Origin of the sequence: Vibrio bathopelagicus (assembly GCF_014879975.1) — a bacterium.
GTDB classification, from domain to species: domain Bacteria; phylum Pseudomonadota; class Gammaproteobacteria; order Enterobacterales; family Vibrionaceae; genus Vibrio; species Vibrio bathopelagicus.
This window is the reverse complement of record NZ_CP062500.1, coordinates 3,539,538-3,557,926: the sequence shown is the minus strand read 5'-3', so window position 1 is coordinate 3,557,926 and position 18,389 is coordinate 3,539,538. Positions and strand designations below refer to the sequence as shown.

General features: G+C 45.4%; 15 protein-coding genes. 5 read left to right on the top strand and 10 right to left on the bottom strand.

Annotated features, from left to right (window positions below; all coding sequences use genetic code 11):
• Positions 1-45: 45 nt before the first annotated feature.
• Complete coding sequence (locus IHV80_RS15950; RefSeq protein WP_004736650.1) at positions 46-306, bottom strand: BufA1 family periplasmic bufferin-type metallophore; 261 nt, start codon at positions 304-306, stop codon at positions 46-48.
• A gap of 264 nt (positions 307-570) precedes the next feature.
• Here IHV80_RS15950 and uvrD point away from each other — a divergent pair, with 264 nt between their 5' ends.
• On the top strand, positions 571-2,745 hold the full coding sequence (gene uvrD / locus IHV80_RS15945; RefSeq protein ID WP_192889616.1) for a DNA helicase II: 2,175 nt from the start codon (positions 571-573) through the stop codon (positions 2,743-2,745).
• A 136-nt stretch (positions 2,746-2,881) separates the two neighbouring features.
• Here uvrD and tpx read toward each other — a convergent pair whose 3' ends face one another.
• The 5 genes from tpx to rarD all read right to left on the bottom strand — a co-directional run bounded on the left by tpx (position 2,882) and on the right by rarD (position 8,556).
• Positions 2,882-3,379, bottom strand: a complete 498-nt coding sequence (tpx, locus tag IHV80_RS15940; RefSeq protein ID WP_192889615.1) for a thiol peroxidase — start codon at positions 3,377-3,379, stop codon at positions 2,882-2,884.
• A 783-nt stretch (positions 3,380-4,162) separates the two neighbouring features.
• Positions 4,163-5,920 carry a gamma-glutamyltransferase gene (gene ggt / locus IHV80_RS15935; RefSeq protein WP_192889614.1) on the bottom strand — a complete coding sequence of 586 codons (1,758 nt, stop codon included), beginning with the start codon at positions 5,918-5,920 and terminating at the stop codon, positions 4,163-4,165.
• 91 nt (positions 5,921-6,011) lie between these two features.
• Positions 6,012-6,674, bottom strand: coding sequence for a LysE family translocator (locus tag IHV80_RS15930; protein WP_017107389.1), 663 nt, complete (start codon positions 6,672-6,674; stop codon positions 6,012-6,014).
• Between the two features lie 92 nt (positions 6,675-6,766).
• A complete protein-coding gene (locus tag IHV80_RS15925) occupies positions 6,767-7,561 on the bottom strand; it encodes a helix-turn-helix transcriptional regulator (protein ID WP_192889613.1) in 795 nt (264 codons plus the stop codon).
• Positions 7,562-7,647: 86 nt separating this feature from the next.
• Complete coding sequence (gene rarD, locus IHV80_RS15920; RefSeq protein WP_192889612.1) at positions 7,648-8,556, bottom strand: EamA family transporter RarD; 909 nt, start codon at positions 8,554-8,556, stop codon at positions 7,648-7,650.
• A gap of 179 nt (positions 8,557-8,735) precedes the next feature.
• On the opposite strand from rarD, the gene recQ reads away from it, so the two are divergent.
• From recQ to IHV80_RS15905, 3 genes are all read left to right on the top strand, one after another.
• Complete coding sequence (recQ, locus tag IHV80_RS15915) at positions 8,736-10,574, top strand: ATP-dependent DNA helicase RecQ (protein WP_192889611.1); 1,839 nt, start codon at positions 8,736-8,738, stop codon at positions 10,572-10,574.
• 75 nt (positions 10,575-10,649) lie between these two features.
• Positions 10,650-10,961, top strand: coding sequence for a DUF3630 family protein (locus IHV80_RS15910; RefSeq protein WP_102448200.1), 312 nt, complete (start codon positions 10,650-10,652; stop codon positions 10,959-10,961).
• A gap of 243 nt (positions 10,962-11,204) precedes the next feature.
• Positions 11,205-11,876, top strand: coding sequence for a 7-cyano-7-deazaguanine/7-aminomethyl-7-deazaguanine transporter (locus IHV80_RS15905; RefSeq protein ID WP_102560944.1), 672 nt, complete (start codon positions 11,205-11,207; stop codon positions 11,874-11,876).
• Positions 11,877-11,964: 88 nt separating this feature from the next.
• Here IHV80_RS15905 and IHV80_RS15900 read toward each other — a convergent pair whose 3' ends face one another.
• A complete protein-coding gene (locus IHV80_RS15900) occupies positions 11,965-12,570 on the bottom strand; it encodes a mechanosensitive ion channel domain-containing protein (RefSeq protein WP_192889610.1) in 606 nt (201 codons plus the stop codon).
• A gap of 485 nt (positions 12,571-13,055) precedes the next feature.
• Between IHV80_RS15900 and IHV80_RS15895 the strand changes: the two genes are divergently transcribed.
• Positions 13,056-13,823: a TerC family protein gene (locus IHV80_RS15895; protein ID WP_192889609.1), complete on the top strand. Its 768-nt coding sequence runs from the start codon at positions 13,056-13,058 to the stop codon at positions 13,821-13,823.
• 6 nt (positions 13,824-13,829) lie between these two features.
• Here IHV80_RS15895 and IHV80_RS15890 read toward each other — a convergent pair whose 3' ends face one another.
• From IHV80_RS15890 to rhlB, 3 genes are all read right to left on the bottom strand, one after another.
• A complete protein-coding gene (locus IHV80_RS15890) occupies positions 13,830-15,311 on the bottom strand; it encodes a winged helix-turn-helix domain-containing protein (RefSeq protein WP_192889608.1) in 1,482 nt (493 codons plus the stop codon).
• A gap of 250 nt (positions 15,312-15,561) precedes the next feature.
• Positions 15,562-17,055, bottom strand: a complete 1,494-nt coding sequence (gppA, locus tag IHV80_RS15885) for a guanosine-5'-triphosphate,3'-diphosphate diphosphatase (protein WP_192889607.1) — start codon at positions 17,053-17,055, stop codon at positions 15,562-15,564.
• Positions 17,056-17,061: 6 nt separating this feature from the next.
• Positions 17,062-18,372: an ATP-dependent RNA helicase RhlB gene (gene rhlB, locus IHV80_RS15880; protein ID WP_009848195.1), complete on the bottom strand. Its 1,311-nt coding sequence runs from the start codon at positions 18,370-18,372 to the stop codon at positions 17,062-17,064.
• Positions 18,373-18,389 lie beyond the last annotated feature (17 nt).

Below are 18,389 nucleotides of genomic sequence, written 5' to 3'. Positions count from 1 at the left end.
AGTGGAGGTGAGCTGAATGTCAGCTCACCATGCTAAGTAGCTCAATTATGATGATTGAGTGTTACCACCTGATAATTTGCCACACAGTCCTTTAGGAACGACCACGAATGCATCGGATTGGTTGTCTTCTTTGGCTGTACCCGCACATGAACTTGTTTTGGTTGCGCAATCATTTTGGCCAGCTTTTGCAACGCCGTAGCATTTCTCTTTTGCTGCTGCTTCAGCAGGTGCTGATGTAAGAACTGCACCGCCGAACGCTAGTACACTTGTGATTGCAGCTGTAACAGCAAGATTAGAATTTTTCATAGTCATTCCCTCTAGGACTTAATAGTATTTTTATATCGCAGGTTAATAAGTTGTTAACTTGCTTACTAAAAAGGATAGGAATAACCGGGAAATAATTTCACGGCATTATAAAAAATATTAATATTAATGATGTTTTATTGTTTAACTTGTTGAATTTATGATGTTATTTTTTGATTGTTTTTTCTTCTTATTATCCTAAACGCAGCCTAGTGTTTAGGTTATAATCAACTTTTATGTATAAATACCCAGTAGTGAGCATATCCAATGATAGATCCTTCGCTTTTACTCGATGGCCTAAACGATAGACAACGTGAGGCGGTCGCGGCACCTTTAGAAAACCTACTTATTCTGGCAGGTGCAGGCAGTGGTAAAACGCGAGTGTTGGTGCATCGTATCGCTTGGTTGCAAAGTGTAGAGCAAGCATCACCGTTCTCTATTATGTCGGTTACCTTCACCAACAAAGCGGCAGCAGAGATGCGTGGTCGTATTGAAGAGTTGATGATGGGCAGTTCGTCAGGCATGTGGAATGGTACCTTCCACGGTATCTGTCACCGTATCCTTCGTGCTCACTACCTAGATGCAAAACTGCCAGAAGACTTCCAGATCATTGATTCAGATGATCAGGTTCGTTTGCTACGCCGCTTAATCAAGGCGCAAAACCTTGATGAAAAACAGTGGCCTGCCAAGCAAGCTTCTTGGTGGATAAATGGCAAGAAAGACGAGGGACTACGCCCAAGTCACATTGACGCCTACCGTGATCCAATAACTCAAACGTGGTTAAAGATCTACTCTGCTTATCAAGAGGCATGTGACCGTGCTGGCTTGGTCGATTTTGCCGAAATCTTATTAAGATCACATGAACTGCTGCGCGATAAGAAACACATTCGTGAGCATTACCAAGCTCGCTTTAAGCATATTCTTGTCGACGAATTTCAAGATACCAACAACATCCAATATGCTTGGCTACGTATGATGGCAGGCCCAGATTGTCGGGTGATGATCGTGGGTGATGATGACCAATCTATTTATGGCTGGCGTGGTGCGAAAATTGAAAATATTCAGAAGTTCTTGGACGAATTCCCAGGAGCGTCAACGGTTCGACTCGAACAAAATTACCGTTCAACCAAAACCATTCTGCAGGCGTCGAACGAGCTTATCTCGAACAACACCGAGCGTATGGGTAAAGAATTGTGGACCGATGGCAACGATGGCGAGCCAATCTCTGTTTACTCGGCTTATAACGAGTTAGATGAAGCGCGTTTCACGGTCAGCAAAATCAAAGAGTGGCAAGAGAAAGGCGGTGCGCTAGAAGATACCGCGATGCTTTATCGCAATAACGCCCAATCACGTGTTCTGGAAGAAGCGCTTATCCAAGGTGGTCTGCCTTACCGCATCTACGGGGGCATGCGATTCTTCGAGCGTCAGGAAATCAGAGATGCTTTGAGCTACCTGCGCTTAATGAGTAACCGCAGCAATGATGCGGCATTTGAACGTGTCGTCAATACACCCACTCGTGGATTAGGGGATAAAACCTTAGAAACGATTCGTCTTGCGGCGCGTGATCGTGGGGCAACCATGTGGGAAGCCAGTGTTGCTTTGATAGAAGAGCAAGTGCTACCCGGTCGTGCTGCGGGTGCATTGAGCCGCTTTATCGAGCTTATCAATGCACTTGAAGATGACACCATAGAGCTGAGACTTCATGAGCAAACCGACCACGTGATTAAATCGTCTGGCTTGTTTGCGATGTACGAGCAAGAGAAAGGCGAGAAGTCGAAGGCACGTATTGAGAACTTGGAAGAATTGGTAACGGCAACGCGTCAGTTTGAAAAACCAGAAGAAGCAGATGAAATGAGCATGCTAACGGCGTTCTTAACTCATGCGGCTTTGGAAGCGGGTGAAGGTCAGGCTGATGAGTTTGATGATGCGGTTCAGTTAATGACCCTGCACAGTGCCAAAGGCCTAGAGTTCCCAATGGTATTTATGGTTGGCGTTGAAGAAGGCATGTTCCCAAGCCAGATGTCTGCAGAAGAAGCGGGGCGTTTAGAAGAAGAACGTCGTTTGTGCTATGTAGGCATGACCCGTGCGATGGAGAAGCTTTACATCACTTACGCTGAGATGCGTCGCTTGTACGGTCAGGACAAGTACCACAAACCATCACGCTTTATTCGTGAACTACCAGAGACATGTCTGGATGAAGTTCGTATGAAAGCGCAAGTGAGTCGTCCTGCAAGCAGTGGCCGCTTTAGCCAAACCGCCGTGAAAGAGAATTTCAACGAAACGGGCTTTAGCTTGGGTTCTCGCGTTAAGCACCCTAAGTTTGGTGAAGGTACCATCATCAACTTCGAGGGAAGTGGCCCACAAAGCCGAGTTCAAGTTGCGTTTAACGGTGAAGGCATCAAGTGGTTAGTAACGGCTTACGCTCGTTTAGAACAGCTTTAATCTGCTACTTTAGAACCTAACAACTATTCATGATTAAAAAAACAAAGAGCAGCCAATGGCTGCTCTTTTTTATTGCTCTGTACTGACCTAATTTAGGTTAATACAAGCTGAAGACATCTCTGCCTCAAAGTGAGACTTACAGTGCTGCAAGTGCCGCTTCGTAGTTTGGTTCTTCAGTGATCTCTGCAACCAACTCGCTGTGCGTTACTACACCTTTTTCATCAACAACGACAACTGCACGTGTTGTTAGGCCAGATAGTGGGCCTTCAGCGATCGCTACGCCGTAGTCTGATGCGAACGCAGGAGAACGGAACGTTGAAGCGTGTTGAACGCCTTCAATGCCTTCTAGTTCGCAGAAGCGACCAGCAGCAAACGGTAGGTCAGCAGAAATACAAACAACAACCGTGTTCTCCAGCTCTGCGGCTTTTGCGTTGAACGTACGTACGCTCGTCGCACAAGTTGCTGTGTCGATGCTTGGGAAGATGTTTAGAACTACTTTCTTGCCTTCAAGAGAAGCAAGAGTCAGTTCAGAAAGATCGCCTGCAGTCAGTGCAAAACCTGGTGACTTTTCACCTGTTTGTGGGAATGTGCCCGTTAGAGGTACAGCAGCGCCTTTGAAGGTAACGTGTGACATGGATTGTCCTTAGTTTAATTATGGTTATGAAACTAGTTGAGCCTAGTTCGACTTACGTTACTCTGAAGTGGTTAAGAAGTGAATGCTTTAAATGTCAGAATTGTAATCAAAGGTCTTTGGTTTGTTTGCTTGAGAGGGGAATAAATGAAACGGCAGATAAAGAAAAACCCCGAGAGCTTGCGCTCATCGGGGTCTATAGTCTTACTCGCAGCAATCCGGCTACTAAGTGTGCTCCATGCATCAAATCCATGATAGTGTGCTGTTATCCTTCAGCGTATTCCTTTCGTCGCCTTCCTAGCGGTGTCCTTGATCTTATCCTGATCTGCCAACAATCCTCGTTAGCGCGCGTCACTTGTTCCTTGAGCGGTGTCCTTTACATCATCCTGATGTTCAGTCCTTTCCTCGTCCAGAGGTGTCCATTGTCTTTCCTTAGTAGCAACCATCCTAGTTACTATTGCGTCCATTCAATGTCCATTTCGCTATCCATGCCGATTATTCATCCTGAGTAATCGAATCTTCATCCTGAAGATAACCAAATCCTTGGCGTTTCCTGTTCCGTGTCAGCATCCTTCCGACACCATTTATATTACCGATTCCTTACTTATCAGCAATGGTGCATAAGCGAGTTTCTATATAATTATTTGAATGGTAAATGTACGTGTTGTTTATTTTCAATTACTTACGATATCTTGGTGCCTAATTTCGCAGTTAAATATCGATATTTACTCACTGTCTTGTGAGAGATCTCGCACAAGACAGTGAGTAAAAAGGGACTATTTTCCCTTATTGCCCGATAGCGGCACCTTCACGACGAGGGTCTGCAGCGCCTTCTAGGCCGTCTTTTGTGATACGAATGGTGTGTAAACCCGAGTTAAGATCGCGAATGTTGACTTCAAATCCCATCTTTTCGAGCTCAGGTTTAAAGTTTTCCGCCGATGTTCCCTTTTCCAAATCTAAAGTACCGAAGCGGTTTAGGAAGTGCGGTTGGTTGATCGCTTGCTGGATATCCATGTCCCATTGGGTATGCGCAATGATTGCTTGTGCTACATAACCTATGATACGGCTGCCGCCCGGAGAACCAATCGCCATGTAAGGCTTATCGTCTTGCATGATGATGGTCGGTGCCATCGAAGAACGTGGACGCTTGCCCGGTTCAAGTCGGTTGGCGATAGGTTTGCCATTGTTGTGGGTCTTGAATGAGAAGTCGGTTAGCTCGTTGTTGAGTAGGAATCCTCTCACCATTAAGCGTGAGCCGAATGCGTTCTCAATGGTGGTGGTCATAGAGACGACATTGCCGTCGCTATCGACAATATTGAAGTGGCTGGTGGACGGCAGTTCAATTGAAACATCTTGGCTGCGCAGCATAGCGTGATCCCACGGTGGGGTGCCCGATGGTGCGCTTTCTAATGCCTTACCTGCGGTAATTAACTGAGCACGTTCCTGCAAGTAGTCAGTATTGACTAACCCTTGGGTTGGCATTGGCACGTAATCTTGGTCTGCCATGTACATGCCACGGTCAGCAAAGGCTAGGCGAGAAGCGTCTGCTAACACTTGCCAAGATTTTGCGTCGTTTGGCCCCCATGATTTAAGATCAAACTGCTCGGTCATCGCGAGAATTTGTCCAACCGTCAATGCACCTGAACTTGGTGGCCCCATTCCACATACTTGATAGCTCTCATAAGCAGAACAAACTGGCTCACGTTGCTTAATTGAATAAGCGTCGAAGTCTTTCTGCGTCAATACGCCAGGGTTACCTTTGGCAGTTTGCACTGTGTTGATAATGTCAGCAGAAATATCGCCTTGATAGAAAGCTTTAGCGCCGTCCTTTGAGATAGCGTTTAACGTTGCCGCGTATTCTGGGTTCTTAAGTAGCGTACCAGCGGTTTTCGGGCTGCCATCGGCATTGAAGAAGTAGGCTTTGGTAGAGGCAAAGCGGCTTAGACGTTCTTGGTCATTTTCGATCAAGGTGGCTAAACGTGGGCTGATGGTAAAACCTTCTTCGGCTAGTTGAGCAATTGGCTTGATCAGTGATGCCCACTCTAACTTGCCGTATTTCTGGTGAGTATCCCACAGTAATTGCACCGTACCTGGTGTCGCAACTGAGCGACCGCCAACAACGGCATCATAAAACTTAAGCGGTTGGCCGTTTTCGTCCTGGAATAGACGTGGTGTGGCATCAAGTGGTGCAGTTTCACGACCATCGTAGGTTTTGAGTTGCTTGTCCTTGCCATCAAAATAAACAAGGAACGCACCACCACCAATACCTGATGACTGAGGCTCAACTAAGCCAAGCATAAGCTGCACGGCAACCATGGCATCAATTGCGTTACCACCACGAGCAAGCACATCAGCACCAGCCTGTGTTGCTAACGGGTTGGCTGCGGTGACCATCCAGTCATTGGCTTTAGCGAGTTGTTTGGTTTCTAAACCACTACTTTGTTCGGGTGCGACGGAATCGGCAGCTTGATTTGCCCAACTGACGTGAGAGGCAAAAAGTAGGGTAGAAGTGGCGAGGGTTGTTAGTTTTGTTTTCCACTGCATGATCTTCTCCTTTTAATATGCAGAGCTAGATTGGCAGTGGAAAGATAAGATAGCCAGTGCGTTGTTAACGAATTGTAATCTTGATTCGAATTTAAGCGATTAAACCAGACAGCGACTGCCAAAGAATACTTAAGCCGATAATGGTGAATACCGCGCCACACAAAGCATCGATGTACACGGTCGCTTCATGCAGTTTTTTCTGCAGTGCTTTGGTTGAGAGCATCCACGCCAACAGTGAGAACCAGAACAGTGACAGGCCAAATAGAATGATCAGCGCAAAGCCTTTACCTGACAGCGACATATCAGCAGGGACTAAGCTCGACATTAAACTAACAAAGAACACCAAAGCCTTAGGGTTGAGAATATTGGTCATAAACCCTTTAGAAAATGCATCACGTTTGTTGGTGAGAATCAGATCCTTTGAGTTAACGACCTCTGAGTCATCGTCATGATGTTGGATGATCTGCCACGTGGCTTTTAATGCACCAAAACCGAGGTACAACAAGTAGCTGCCGCCTGCCAACTGCATGATCGCAAATAGAGTCGGTTGCTGGTGGACGAGGTAACTGATGCCCGTCAAGCTGAGCAGTGAGTGCAACAAGATCCCGCAAGATAAACCGAGAGCAATGTACAAGCCGGTCTGGCGTCCGTGACGTGTTGCATTTTGTACGACGAGCGCAAAGTCAGGGCCTGGGCTCATCAAGGCGATAAAGTGGATAGAGGCAAGGGTGACTAAGATGGTGACTTCATTCATATCTTTTCCAGTAACTCGGTTGTTCTGTTTGATTGTGTTGTTGAGCGCAGCTTACCGCGATTTCAAATCAGCCAATTGTAAATTATCAACATCTAGTTAATTTTCGAGGGAGAAACGCCAAATGCGGTCTTAAATGCCTTCGAGAAATGGGCTTGATCGTAAAACCCAACTTGATGAGCTACCTCTGTTCCGCCAACGCCTGACTTAATCAGTCGCATACCTTGCTCCATTCGTAAACGACTCAACCAAGCATAAGGCGTAATGCCCATCTTGTTCTTAAAGTGGCGTTGAAATTGAGTGGTGGTGAGATCGCAGAGCTCAGATAATTGTTCGAGTCGTACGGGTTGATCAAGGTTTGCCATCAAATAGTCTTTGAGCGTGTACATAGACTGGGTACCAAGCTGCACATCTGTTTTCGATCCAAATTGCGCGTAACGATCAACAATCGTCGAAAAACCTTCGAATGGCAGGCAATCCTGAGCGAGTTGACTGATGTCTGGATTGATAAGTAGCCCGTGCAGGTTACGCAATTGTAAAAAAGTTGCCTGATCGGAGAGGATCAACTCAGAAAAGCTTAAAGCGTGACCATTTTTGCCGTGATCGGCAAGATCGCCCAGCCATTGTGGGGAGACAGCAAAGACACTGACTTGATAACCAGATTCTAGCTTTGAGTGACCATCATGCAATTCATCAGGTGGCATCATCACCACTTGTCCTGCGCCAGCGTGGTAGCTCGTCCCTTTATAGACAAACTTTTGCTGACCTTGAGTGATTAAACCGATGTGGAAGTCCAAATGATAGTGGCGCTGAAAGGCAAACTCTTGGTATTGAGCTTGGATCAGGCTGATATCTTGGCTGGGTGTTGAGTAGTAGTGGACTTTATCCATGGCATAAAAAAGCTTGGTTAAATTATCATCAATTCAACCAAGCTTATATTCGTATCTAGAAATTGTCTTGTAAAAAACGATCAGTGCTACTGTTTCGCTCGTTTGTTCTTTTTGTTGTTACGCAGACCGTCAAAGCTAAATATCACCAATGCGCCCCAAATAAAGGCAAAGGTAATCGCTTTGTCGCTGGTAAACGCTTCGCCGTAGATAAGAACCGCGAGCAAGAACATCAAGCTTGGGCCGATGTACTGGAAAAAGCCGAGTGTAGATAGCTTCAAGCGGGTTGCTGCGCCAGTAAAACAAAGCAATGGAACCGTGGTGATCACACCTGCTGCAACCAGTAATAGATTGAGCTGCATCGGGTTCATCGAGAAATCTGAGGTTGCGCTGTCTGCGATAAACAACAAGTAGGTTGCGGCGATAGGCAGCATCACCAACGTCTCAATGAATAAGCCGGTTTGAGCTTCCAAGCTAACCTTTTTACGTAACAAGCCATAGAAACCAAAGCTGAAGGCTAGGGCAATGGCAACGATCGGCACAGAGCCAAACGCGATCAATTGAATTATCACGCCAATCGCAGCAAGACTAACGGCAAACCATTGAAGCTTGCGTAAGCGTTCGCCAAGGAAGAACATCCCGAGCAAGACGTTAATCAGCGGGTTGATGTAATAGCCTAAGCTGGCATCGAGCATGTGATTGGAATTCACCGCCCAAATGAAAATAAGCCAGTTGGCGCCCACTAAAATCGAAGTGGCGACTAAATAAAGCATTTTTGGCTTGGAGGTGAGGGTGTCTCGAACCTTACGCCAGCCACGACTCATGTGCAGTAGAAAAGCGAGTAGGAAAAAAGACCATACTACACGGTGGCTAAGAATCTCAAATGGGGATACTTCACTTAAAGATTTGAAATATATGGGAGCGATTCCCCACATGGTGTAAGCGGCAACGGCAAGCAAAATTCCCTGTCGCGTACGTTGTTGTTCGTCTTGTGTCATGTAACTTTCTCTAGCACAGAGTGCTTATTAATAAGATTTATAAGAGAGTTGGTCAGTATAGGAGCGTTAACCCTTTTCACCTAACAATTTGCGGTTTAATTCGCCAGCGTTCCCCTCTACAATGTGCGCCTTGCTTGCCAATGCTGCACGCTGACTTTATACCTTGATTAGGAACCACAATGACCGCCACTCTGATTGCTGAGCAAACACCAACTCCCGCGAATGATGCGCAAGATATCTTACAAGATGTCTTTGGTTATCAAAGCTTTCGTGATGGTCAGCAAGAAGTCATAGATCTAGCCGTTGAAGGCAAAGATAGCTTGGTGATTATGCCAACCGGTGGTGGTAAATCTCTGTGTTACCAGATCCCGGCTTTAGTGCGTGATGGGCTGACTTTGGTTATCTCACCACTTATTTCACTGATGAAAGACCAAGTTGACCAACTGAAAGCCAATGGTGTGGCGGCTGAGTGTATAAATTCATCGATGCCTCGCGATCAACTGTTGAGCGTGTTCAACCGTATGAACTCAGGCCAATTGAAGATGGTTTATGCTTCACCAGAGCGTGTGTTGATGCGTGACTTCATCGAGCGCTTACAAGGCTTGCCGCTTTCTATGATTGCGGTGGATGAGGCGCACTGTATCTCTCAGTGGGGACACGATTTCCGTCCGGAATATGCCTCGTTAGGCCAGCTTAAACAATATTTCCCGAATGTGCCTTATATGGCGCTGACGGCGACTGCCGACGATGCGACTCGTAAAGATATTATCTCTCGTTTGCAGTTTGTCGATCCGCATACTTACTTAGGCAGCTTTGATCGCCCTAATATTCGCTACAACTTAGTTGAGAAGCACAAGCCCGTGTCTCAGGTGGTTCGCTACTTAGAAACACAGAAAGGCAATTGCGGCATCATCTATTGTGGTAGCCGTAAGAAAGTGGAAATGGTGACCGAGAAGCTGTGCAATAACGGTATTCGTGCTGCGGGTTATCATGCAGGAATGGACACCGACGAACGGGCTTATGTTCAAGAAGCTTTCCAGCGTGATGATATTCAGATCGTGGTGGCGACAGTGGCGTTTGGTATGGGCATCAATAAACCCAATGTACGCTTTGTGGTGCACTTTGATATTCCACGAAATATCGAATCTTATTATCAAGAGACTGGCCGTGCGGGTCGTGATGGCTTGCCTGCTGAAGCGATGATGCTGTTTGACCCCGCTGATATGGGTTGGCTACGTCGTATGCTGGATGAGAAAGAAGAAGGCCCGCAAAAACAAGTTGAGATGCATAAACTGAACGCGATGAGTGCCTTTGCCGAAGCGCAAACCTGTCGTCGTCAGGTACTGCTCAACTACTTTGGTGAGTATCGCGAGAAGCAATGTGGTAACTGCGATATCTGCCTAGATCCACCTAAGCATTTTGATGCGACCCAAGAGGCGCAGAAGGCATTGTCTTGTGTGTACCGTGTGAATCAGTCGTTTGGTATGGGCTATGTGGTTGAAGTGATGCGTGGTATGCAGAACATCCGTGTGCGCGATAATGGTCACGACAAGCTTTCTACTTACGGTATTGGACGTGATCATAGTCATGATTATTGGATCAGTATCTTCCGTCAGTTGATTCATAAAGGCTTGTTGTTCCAAAACATCACTCGTAATTCAACATTACAGCTAACCGAAGAAGCACGTCCGTTACTGCGCGGTGAGATATCTTTGGAGCTGGCTGTGCCTCGTTTAGATACCGCAGTTCGTAATGCTAAGTCCGATAAGCTAAGTAGCAAGAACTACGATAAGAAGCTGTTTGCTAAACTACGTAAGCTGCGTAAGTCGATCGCTGATGAAGATGGTTTGCCACCTTATGTGGTATTCAGTGATGCGACTCTGATTGATATGGCCGAAATCCTACCCACATCTTATGGCGAGATGCTGGCAGTCAATGGTGTTGGTCAGCGTAAACTCGATAAGTACGCAGACCCATTCTTGGATTTGATTCAAGAACACATCACCACACACGGCTAATTGGCTGATTGCTAGTAGCTCGTTTTCAGAAGCGTTTAGTTATAGCTCATAAAAAAGAATAAGGTTGATAGGGACATGACAACACCAACAGAGTTTGGCTTAAGAGAGTATTTGGCTGAAGAAGGGCGTTTATTGATTACGTCTCCAAGTTTTGATTTTGATTCTTACGAAGTGTTAGGTGAAAAGCTGGTGGCGTTACTATCAGCTTCTATTGTTGAAAAGCAGTGGGACGCCGATATGCATTCGTGGTTGATTGATTTTGAAGATTGTCGGATGTTTTTAAAGTCTGAACATTACAGCGAATCAATCTGGTTTGAGTCGTTAAACGCAGAAGAAAGCCGAGAAGAGTTTGATTATCTAGCGACGCTTTTCAAGCGCGGCTTCTAACTTTTAGCATGGTGTCTAAAACATAGCTTCTGACGTCATTCACCAAAAAAGTGAGAATAAACGTTTGCGTCTGTTCTCATCGTTGCAGCTAATATTGATTAATGTATAATCGCCCGCCGCTCAATAGAGCAATTTGTAGATACATTTTTAATTCACATTATTGGTAAGAGCTTTCTTAGTTTATTCGAAGAAATGACTCGATTTGGGTTCCCTCACCCCCAAACCAAACTAAAAAGGTACAGCATGAGTAACTTTACCCCTGCGCAACAGCGCAAAGCCTTAGCACTATTAGTTTTGTTCCATTTGGTCATTATTGCGTCAAGCAACTATCTGGTTCAGCTCCCTTTTACCGTCTTCGGTATGCACACCACTTGGGGTGCTTTCACTTTCCCGTTTATCTTCCTAGCGACCGACCTGACAGTTCGTATTTTTGGCGCGCAGCTTGCCCGTAAAATCATTTTCTTAGTGATGTTGCCTGCATTGGCCGTTTCTTATTTATTGTCTGTGGTGTTCTTTGAAGGTTCATTCCAAGGCTTTAGCCAGTTAGGTGAGTTCAACTTGTTTGTTGCACGTATCGCTGCCGCAAGCTTCATGGCTTATCTGCTTGGTCAGATCTTAGATGTGCATGTTTTCAACCGTCTGCGTCAGCTGAAACAGTGGTGGGTAGCCCCAACATGTTCAACGCTATTCGGTAATGCCATTGATACCATCGCTTTCTTTGCGATTGCTTTCTACCAAAGCCCAGATCCATTCATGGCTGAACACTGGACTGAAATTGCGTTAGTTGATTACGGATTCAAACTTATCATCAGCTTAGGTCTATTTGTTCCGATGTACGGTGTGCTTCTAAATTACGTGGTTAAGAAGCTAACCGCTGTGAACCCTGACTTCAAAGCAACGGGCGTTAACGCTTAGTTCTTATAGAAATGCGCGGTTATTCTCTTTTCTGTTAGGGATAACCGCGTTTCAACTGCCTTTCATCTCCTGCCTTCTCGCTTGCACTTCACACTTTATCTTCAATCACACTCTCTATATCCATCCCTTTGTCTTTTATCGCTCTCTTGTGCGTCGATGTCGCATATTTCAAATTCTTACTAGTCACCTTAGTCACGCTTTTCTGCAGTAGTAGAGAGTTTGGGTAAGTAATGATGTTTCCTTCTGGGTGTCGAATCAGGGTATGAAACATCTTTATGTCTAATATCTTGCCTTCAATGCCGTCTCCATCCGCTACGATGATTGAGTCACCAATACGGTAGGGAAACACAAAGAAGATAAGAAAACTGGCGGTGATGTTGCTTAAAATTGACCACTGAGCAATAAAACCTACGCCTATGACGGTGAACACCGAAGAGATAAAAATCGAAAAGTTACCGTAACCGATGCCACTGACAATCAAATAGGTTGCGAATAAGAAACCGAAGTAAATGATACTAAAGCAGCGGTTGATAAAAGCGGTGCGTGTGGCGTCGACGGTTTTTGTTTCCGCGAGTGCCCGAATGGCTTTTTCTGTAGAGTGTTTGAGAACCCAATAGATAAGAATAAATAGTAAAGCGAGTAACAAGTCGTACTGTTTTAATGTCGCAAAAATGGTGTCGATGTAGCTAAGCATAGTAACCTCTAAATAGTTGAGGCTGCATTATTGTGGCCGATCACTTTCAATGCATCATCAAACCATTACGGTTTTATTTTCCTTTCTAGTTCAGCCTTGTTCAATCAATGTAATCATCAATTACCGACTCATATTTAAGGTTAAGTTATTTATATGTATTCCTTTATATTTCTGTTATATCCATTTTATCTATCGGTGACGCTTTGGTGATGAAGCCATTTTGCTAACTCGTAGAATGGTCGGCCATTCACAACTTGGTACGATTACCGATGATACTGATTACCATAAAACTGACGGTGTTTTGCTTTATAAAGCTAAAAAAGCAAGGCTACTTTGGAGCGCGTAACAATGTTTGTACACGTAATAACGTGGAGCCATCATAGCCATGCTGACTCTATTTATTACTCAATTGATCCTACTGTGGCTGATGGTTGAGCCACTTTTCTTAGCGGCTAGGTTGAATGCCATCAAAGTAAGAGGTGCCTATGTACGTTGATTATCTCGCGTCATTTAGCATGCTTTTACTATTGGAAGTGATTCTGGGGGTCGACAACATTATCTTCATCTCGATCTTGGTTGAGAAGTTACCCGTGAGGCTAAGAAGCCGTATTCGTAATCTTGGTATTGGCTTAGCGGTTGTTACGCGGATTGGTTTGGTGTTCTCTGTTACTTGGTTGATGTCGCTAACCGAACCCTTTGTTAGTGTTTTTGAGCGCGATCTTTCTGGTAAAGATCTTATCTTGATTGTTGGCGGTGGATTTCTTTTACTGAAGAGTTTTAAAGAGCTATTGAATTGGTTGCTGGTAAAAGGGAAAAAAGAGAAGAACGCCCTCGAAACCAGTGTCACTATGATTGTGTTGCAGATTATTGCTATTGACGTAGTGTTCTCATTTGATTCGGTCATCACTGCTGTGGCTTTGGTTCACAACGTAGAGATCATCATTGCCGCGATTGTGATTTCCGCGATCATTATGCTGGCCGTTGCTGAAAAGATTCAAATAACCATTACCGCTTATCCTGGCCTGAAGCTACTTGCTCTTTTATTCCTGATTCTATTGGGTGGCTTACTGGTTGTAGAAGGGTATGGGTTACATGTGGACAAAAGCTATTTGTACGTTGCTTTGGCGTTTGGATTGACGCTCGAAATTTGCCATATCTTATTGGATAGACAGCTTAACAAGGCGCAAAGGACTTCTAACTTAGACAATAACCTAGCAGAAGAGCAAGCCTTACAAAATAGCGAGGTCCTATAAAGGCCATTACTCTAACTCCTTAAGCAGAGGCTCTAGGTTACTGTCGAAAAACAGTGGTGAGGCCATCTGTATAGCTTTGAGGGAAGAGTTGCCTTGCGTTGCTTTGATGTACAGCTCTTTTGCAGCACCAGCATTACCTCGAGACTCCTCCGCTTTGGCGAGCAGTAGGTAGGTCAATATCGATTGGTTTCGCGGTGGCATTGATAACAAAATCTTCATCGCTTTTTCTGGGTCATCCTCAGAAAGAGCGATGATTGCGTTTGCGTCATAGGCTCGCGCCAGTTTCCCTTCCGCAAGTAAGCGCTCTAGCCTTGGCTTAGCTTCTTGGTTTAATTGCGCAATAGCTTGTTTTTTGCTGCCTGAAGATGCGTAGAAGGTGTTCATCACTTTGCCTATGTAGTTGGCGATAAAGACAAGATCATTACTAGGGTCAGCCTTTTGGGCTTTTGCGAAGTAATCCATCACCATTGGTAATTCTGCTTCGTTGTACAGCACACCGAGGCCGCTGAGTGTGTATTTTAATGCGTCGGGCGTTATTGGCAGTTGGGAAATACTTTCGGTGAGTTCTTCTTTCGGCACCTTGATATAAAGGGCATCTAGTATGTCATCGACCATGCGATAGAGTGTGTGGTGCAGCTCTGGCAACTCTGTCGGGTAGCGACGGTTGAGGTGCGATATGTCAGAGATGTTATTGTGATAACTCATGGTGAGGCGAGTGCGCTTGCCGTCTCGGCTTGGGCTAATACCAAAGGTGAGTTTGATCGCAGCAATCTTTTGTAATGGCTCACTGTGGACTATACGTATTCCACTGTAAGTGCTCAGGTACTCAATGAACTTTGTGATGGTGCCGTATAAAACAGGGTCGTGTTTGACATCATCGCTGATATCCAACATGACATAACGAAATTCATAATGTCTGAGTTGCGTTACAGGAACGGCCTTTTTATCTGCCGTGTTGCTTGTTGCTGAATAGAGGATATAGCCTGACTCCATAACAACGATAGCGCCAAGCAATAAACCAATTATCAGGTTTCTTTTATTGGGTTTAGCCTGTTTACTGGTATTAGTTTGGGCTAGTTTATCCGCTGGTGGTGACGGATCTGGAGTAGAGGCTAGGGCTATTGATGGTTCCGGTTCAGAAACTTGGTCTGTCTCGATTTTGCTTTGTATCACATCCGCTTCAAACTTATAGCCACGCTTTGGGACAGTAATGATGTAGTTGTTGTGCTGTTGAGAGTTTTGCTTCAGAACCTTACGTAACTCAAACACCGCTTGTGTGACCACTTGGTCGCTGAGAATCATACCGTTCCAGACGTTATTGATGAGTTCGTCTCGGGTATGAGTTTGTCCAGGATTGAGGCACAAAAATTCAAGTAGCTTAGTTAACCGCTTATCTATGGTGACCGTTCTTTCGGCGAAGAGGATTTGCCCTTCATTTGGAACGAATAGCCATTCATCAATACTAAAACATGAATTCTTCTCAAGCATCCCTTTCTCCTGTATTCAAACAGCATCCTTACGTTCTATATTCACGTTATTAACTCTATTACATAATGTGATGAATTTGTTGTAATTATCTAGTGGATTTTGAGATGTACGTGACAGGTTTAATATTTGAAACGGTAAATGAAGTCGCACTGGTTTGTTATTGACGTAAAAAAGCTCTCAAAGTTGAGAGCTTTTTAGATTTGAATGCTTGTGGGCTACTTATCTTATGGACTAATTATGTAGCGAAGCGTTATTGATCCGCGATAATGAGCGGCCAACCAATATCAGTTTGTCTGTTGGATTCGATTTCTAGCTCTGCGGCTGTGAGAGGGTTGTCTTGCAGCCATTGTTTAGAGATCGTAAGTGTCAGGTTGTCGCCTTCTGTCGTCAGTTGAACTTTAGGTTCTAGTTCAGGAGTACGACGATGGGTAAGCAAAATAGCTAAACGCAGAATACGTAAAATACGTTTACTGCTCGTACCAGAAACTGCATGTTGCTCTGGTAGTGAGGTTAATTGCTCACGGTAGCGACGTGCTAACTCACCCAAGTAGTGTTTTTGAGCTCGGGTAAAGCCTGGCAAGTCTAAGTTCTGTAGCAAGTAAGCGCTGTGCTCACCGCCTTTTTTGAAATCAATGGTTAAACCGATTTCATGAAGCTTCGCGGCAGTTTGCAACAATATACTAGCTTGAGGCTCTGAAACCCAAGTTTCGGCTCCTGCTTGTTCAAACAACGTTTGTGCTAGTACAGCGACTTGTTCACCGTAGTTCACGTCCATTTGGTAGCGCGATTGAACGCTCGTCACGGTACGTGCTCGGATATCTTCTTGGCGTAGTTCGTCAACCATCTCGTAGGCGAGACCTTCACGCAGTGCGCCGCCAGCGAGTGTCATTGAATCTATTTCAAGCAACTCAAAAATAGCAATAAGAATAGAAAGACCACTTGGGAACACTAGTGCACGCTCAAGGGTTAAGCCTTCAATCTCTAGCTCTTCTAAGCGCTCTGTAATCATCGCTTGTTTCTGTAGACGCTTAAGTTTGGCATGAGTAATTACCTCATCCATGCCTTGCGCCAACATTATTTCTTGCAGTGCTTGAACGGTACCACTTGCACCCACACACACATCCCATCCGATATCAGTGTAGCTATCAAGGATCGGGGCCAACGTAGACTTAGCCGCTTCAATGGCGTTGTCAAAGTTGGTTGCGGTTAATTGGCGATCTTTAAAGTGGCGCTCAAGCCAAGTAACACAGCCCATCTTTAGGCTGGTTAAGGCTTTGGCAGAGAAACCTTCACCGATGATCATCTCGGTACTTGCGCCACCAATATCAACCACTAGTCGGCGGCCGCTGCCACCAGAAGTGTGTGCTACGCCTTTATAGATAGTCGCAGCTTCTTCTTCACCAGAGATAACATTGATGTCGTAACCGAGTATCTGGTTCGCTTTCTCTAGAAAGATATCCACATTAGTCGCGGTACGCAGGGTCGCGGTACCGACAATGCGGATATTTTCTTTTGGAATATCTTGAAGTCGCTCTGCAAAGAGACTCAAACAGTCCCAGCCGCGCTGCATAGCTTCTGTACTAAGCGCATTATTTTCATTTAAGCCTGCTGCTAAACGCACTTTGCGCTTAATCTTAGCCATGGTTTGAACGCTGCCATCGATATGACGCACAACGAGCATATGAAAACTGTTCGACCCGAGGTCGATTGCAGCGTAAAGCGGGGGTGACACTGTTTGACTCATAAGCGACTAAGCTTCCTTGTTATGACGCGGTTGGCGTGGGCGACGGTTCTGGTTTGGTTTACGGTTACCGTTGCGTGGACCATTGTTGTTTGAGCGACGTTGTTGCGGGTTACGTGTACGTAAGCGCATCGGTGCTGGCAGATCTTCTAGTAGTGCAGAAGCATCATAGTCAGACATTGGGATAGCGTGCTCAATGTATTCTTCGATTGGTGGCAAGTTGATTGCGTAATCTTCACAAGCAAAACTGATCGAGTGACCGCTTTCACCAGCGCGACCGGTACGGCCGATACGGTGAACGTAATCTTCGCAATCGTCAGGTAGGTCAAAGTTGAATACGTGTGTTACTTGAGGGATGTGTAGGCCACGTGCTGCAACATCTGTCGCGACAAGCAGGTCAACATCGCCTTTAGTGAATTGCTCAAGAATCTTTTCACGTTTCTTCTGAGGAACATCACCCGTTAGCAAACCAACACGGTGACCATCGGCAGCCAAGTGGCCCCAAACTGATTCACATTTGTGCTTAGTGTTAGCGAAGATGATTGCGCGATCTGGCCACTCTTCTTCGATTAACGTTTGTAGAAGAGCCATTTTGTGTTCGTTAGAAGGGTAGAACAGCTCTTCTTGAATACGGTGACCAGTCTTACGCTCAGGCTCAACAACCACGTGCTCTGGGTTGTGCATGTGTTCGAATGCAAGTTCTTGTACACGGTAAGACAGCGTCGCAGAGAACAACATGTTCAGGCGATCTTTAGGCTCTGGCATACGACGGAACAAGAAGCGGATGTCTTTGATGAAACCAAGATCGAACATGCGATCAGCTTCGTCAAGAACAACAGCTTGAATGTGGTTAAGGTTAAATACCTTTTGCTTGTAGAAATCGATGATGCGGCCAGTCGTACCAATTAAGATATCTGCGCCTTCTTCGATCTTACCTAGCTGCTTGTCGTAGCTCTCGCCACCGTAAGCTAATGCTGCTTTGATACCCGTACTTGCAACCAGAGAGTCAGCATCGTTGTAGATCTGAATCGCGAGTTCACGCGTTGGTGCCATAATAATCGCACGTGGCTGGTTAGGCTTACGCCCTTCATGCTCAGGTGTTTTTAGCAGGTGGTTAAAAGTAGCAGTTAGAAACGCAAGCGTTTTACCAGTACCCGTTTGGGCCTGGCCTGCAATGTCTTGGCCGGTGAGCAGTACCGGGAGCGCCAAGGCTTGGATAGGGGTGCAATAATCGAACCCTTTTTTCTCCAATCCTTCAATGACTTGCGGAAGTAAATCCAAGTCGGCGAACTTTTGCTCTGTGATATGCGTCTTTTTCATTGCTATAGAATATCAGC

What these genes read in the sequence shown, in the direction of transcription:
- IHV80_RS15900 (WP_192889610.1), bottom strand. Translation starts at nt 12,570, where the DNA reads ATGCTTAGCTACATCGACACCATTTTTGCGACATTAAAACAGTACGAC.
- IHV80_RS15905 (WP_102560944.1), top strand. Translation starts at nt 11,205, where the DNA reads ATGAGTAACTTTACCCCTGCGCAACAGCGCAAAGCCTTAGCACTATTA.
- recQ (WP_192889611.1), top strand. Translation starts at nt 8,736, where the DNA reads ATGACCGCCACTCTGATTGCTGAGCAAACACCAACTCCCGCGAATGAT.
- IHV80_RS15930 (WP_017107389.1), bottom strand. Translation starts at nt 6,674, where the DNA reads ATGAATGAAGTCACCATCTTAGTCACCCTTGCCTCTATCCACTTTATC.
- tpx (WP_192889615.1), bottom strand. Translation starts at nt 3,379, where the DNA reads ATGTCACACGTTACCTTCAAAGGCGCTGCTGTACCTCTAACGGGCACA.
- IHV80_RS15895 (WP_192889609.1), top strand. Translation starts at nt 13,056, where the DNA reads ATGTACGTTGATTATCTCGCGTCATTTAGCATGCTTTTACTATTGGAA.
- rhlB (WP_009848195.1), bottom strand. Translation starts at nt 18,372, where the DNA reads ATGAAAAAGACGCATATCACAGAGCAAAAGTTCGCCGACTTGGATTTA.
- IHV80_RS15890 (WP_192889608.1), bottom strand. Translation starts at nt 15,311, where the DNA reads ATGCTTGAGAAGAATTCATGTTTTAGTATTGATGAATGGCTATTCGTT.
- ggt (WP_192889614.1), bottom strand. Translation starts at nt 5,920, where the DNA reads ATGCAGTGGAAAACAAAACTAACAACCCTCGCCACTTCTACCCTACTT.
- rarD (WP_192889612.1), bottom strand. Translation starts at nt 8,556, where the DNA reads ATGACACAAGACGAACAACAACGTACGCGACAGGGAATTTTGCTTGCC.
- IHV80_RS15925 (WP_192889613.1), bottom strand. Translation starts at nt 7,561, where the DNA reads ATGGATAAAGTCCACTACTACTCAACACCCAGCCAAGATATCAGCCTG.
- uvrD (WP_192889616.1), top strand. Translation starts at nt 571, where the DNA reads ATGATAGATCCTTCGCTTTTACTCGATGGCCTAAACGATAGACAACGT.
- IHV80_RS15910 (WP_102448200.1), top strand. Translation starts at nt 10,650, where the DNA reads ATGACAACACCAACAGAGTTTGGCTTAAGAGAGTATTTGGCTGAAGAA.
- gppA (WP_192889607.1), bottom strand. Translation starts at nt 17,055, where the DNA reads ATGAGTCAAACAGTGTCACCCCCGCTTTACGCTGCAATCGACCTCGGG.
- IHV80_RS15950 (WP_004736650.1), bottom strand. Translation starts at nt 306, where the DNA reads ATGAAAAATTCTAATCTTGCTGTTACAGCTGCAATCACAAGTGTACTA.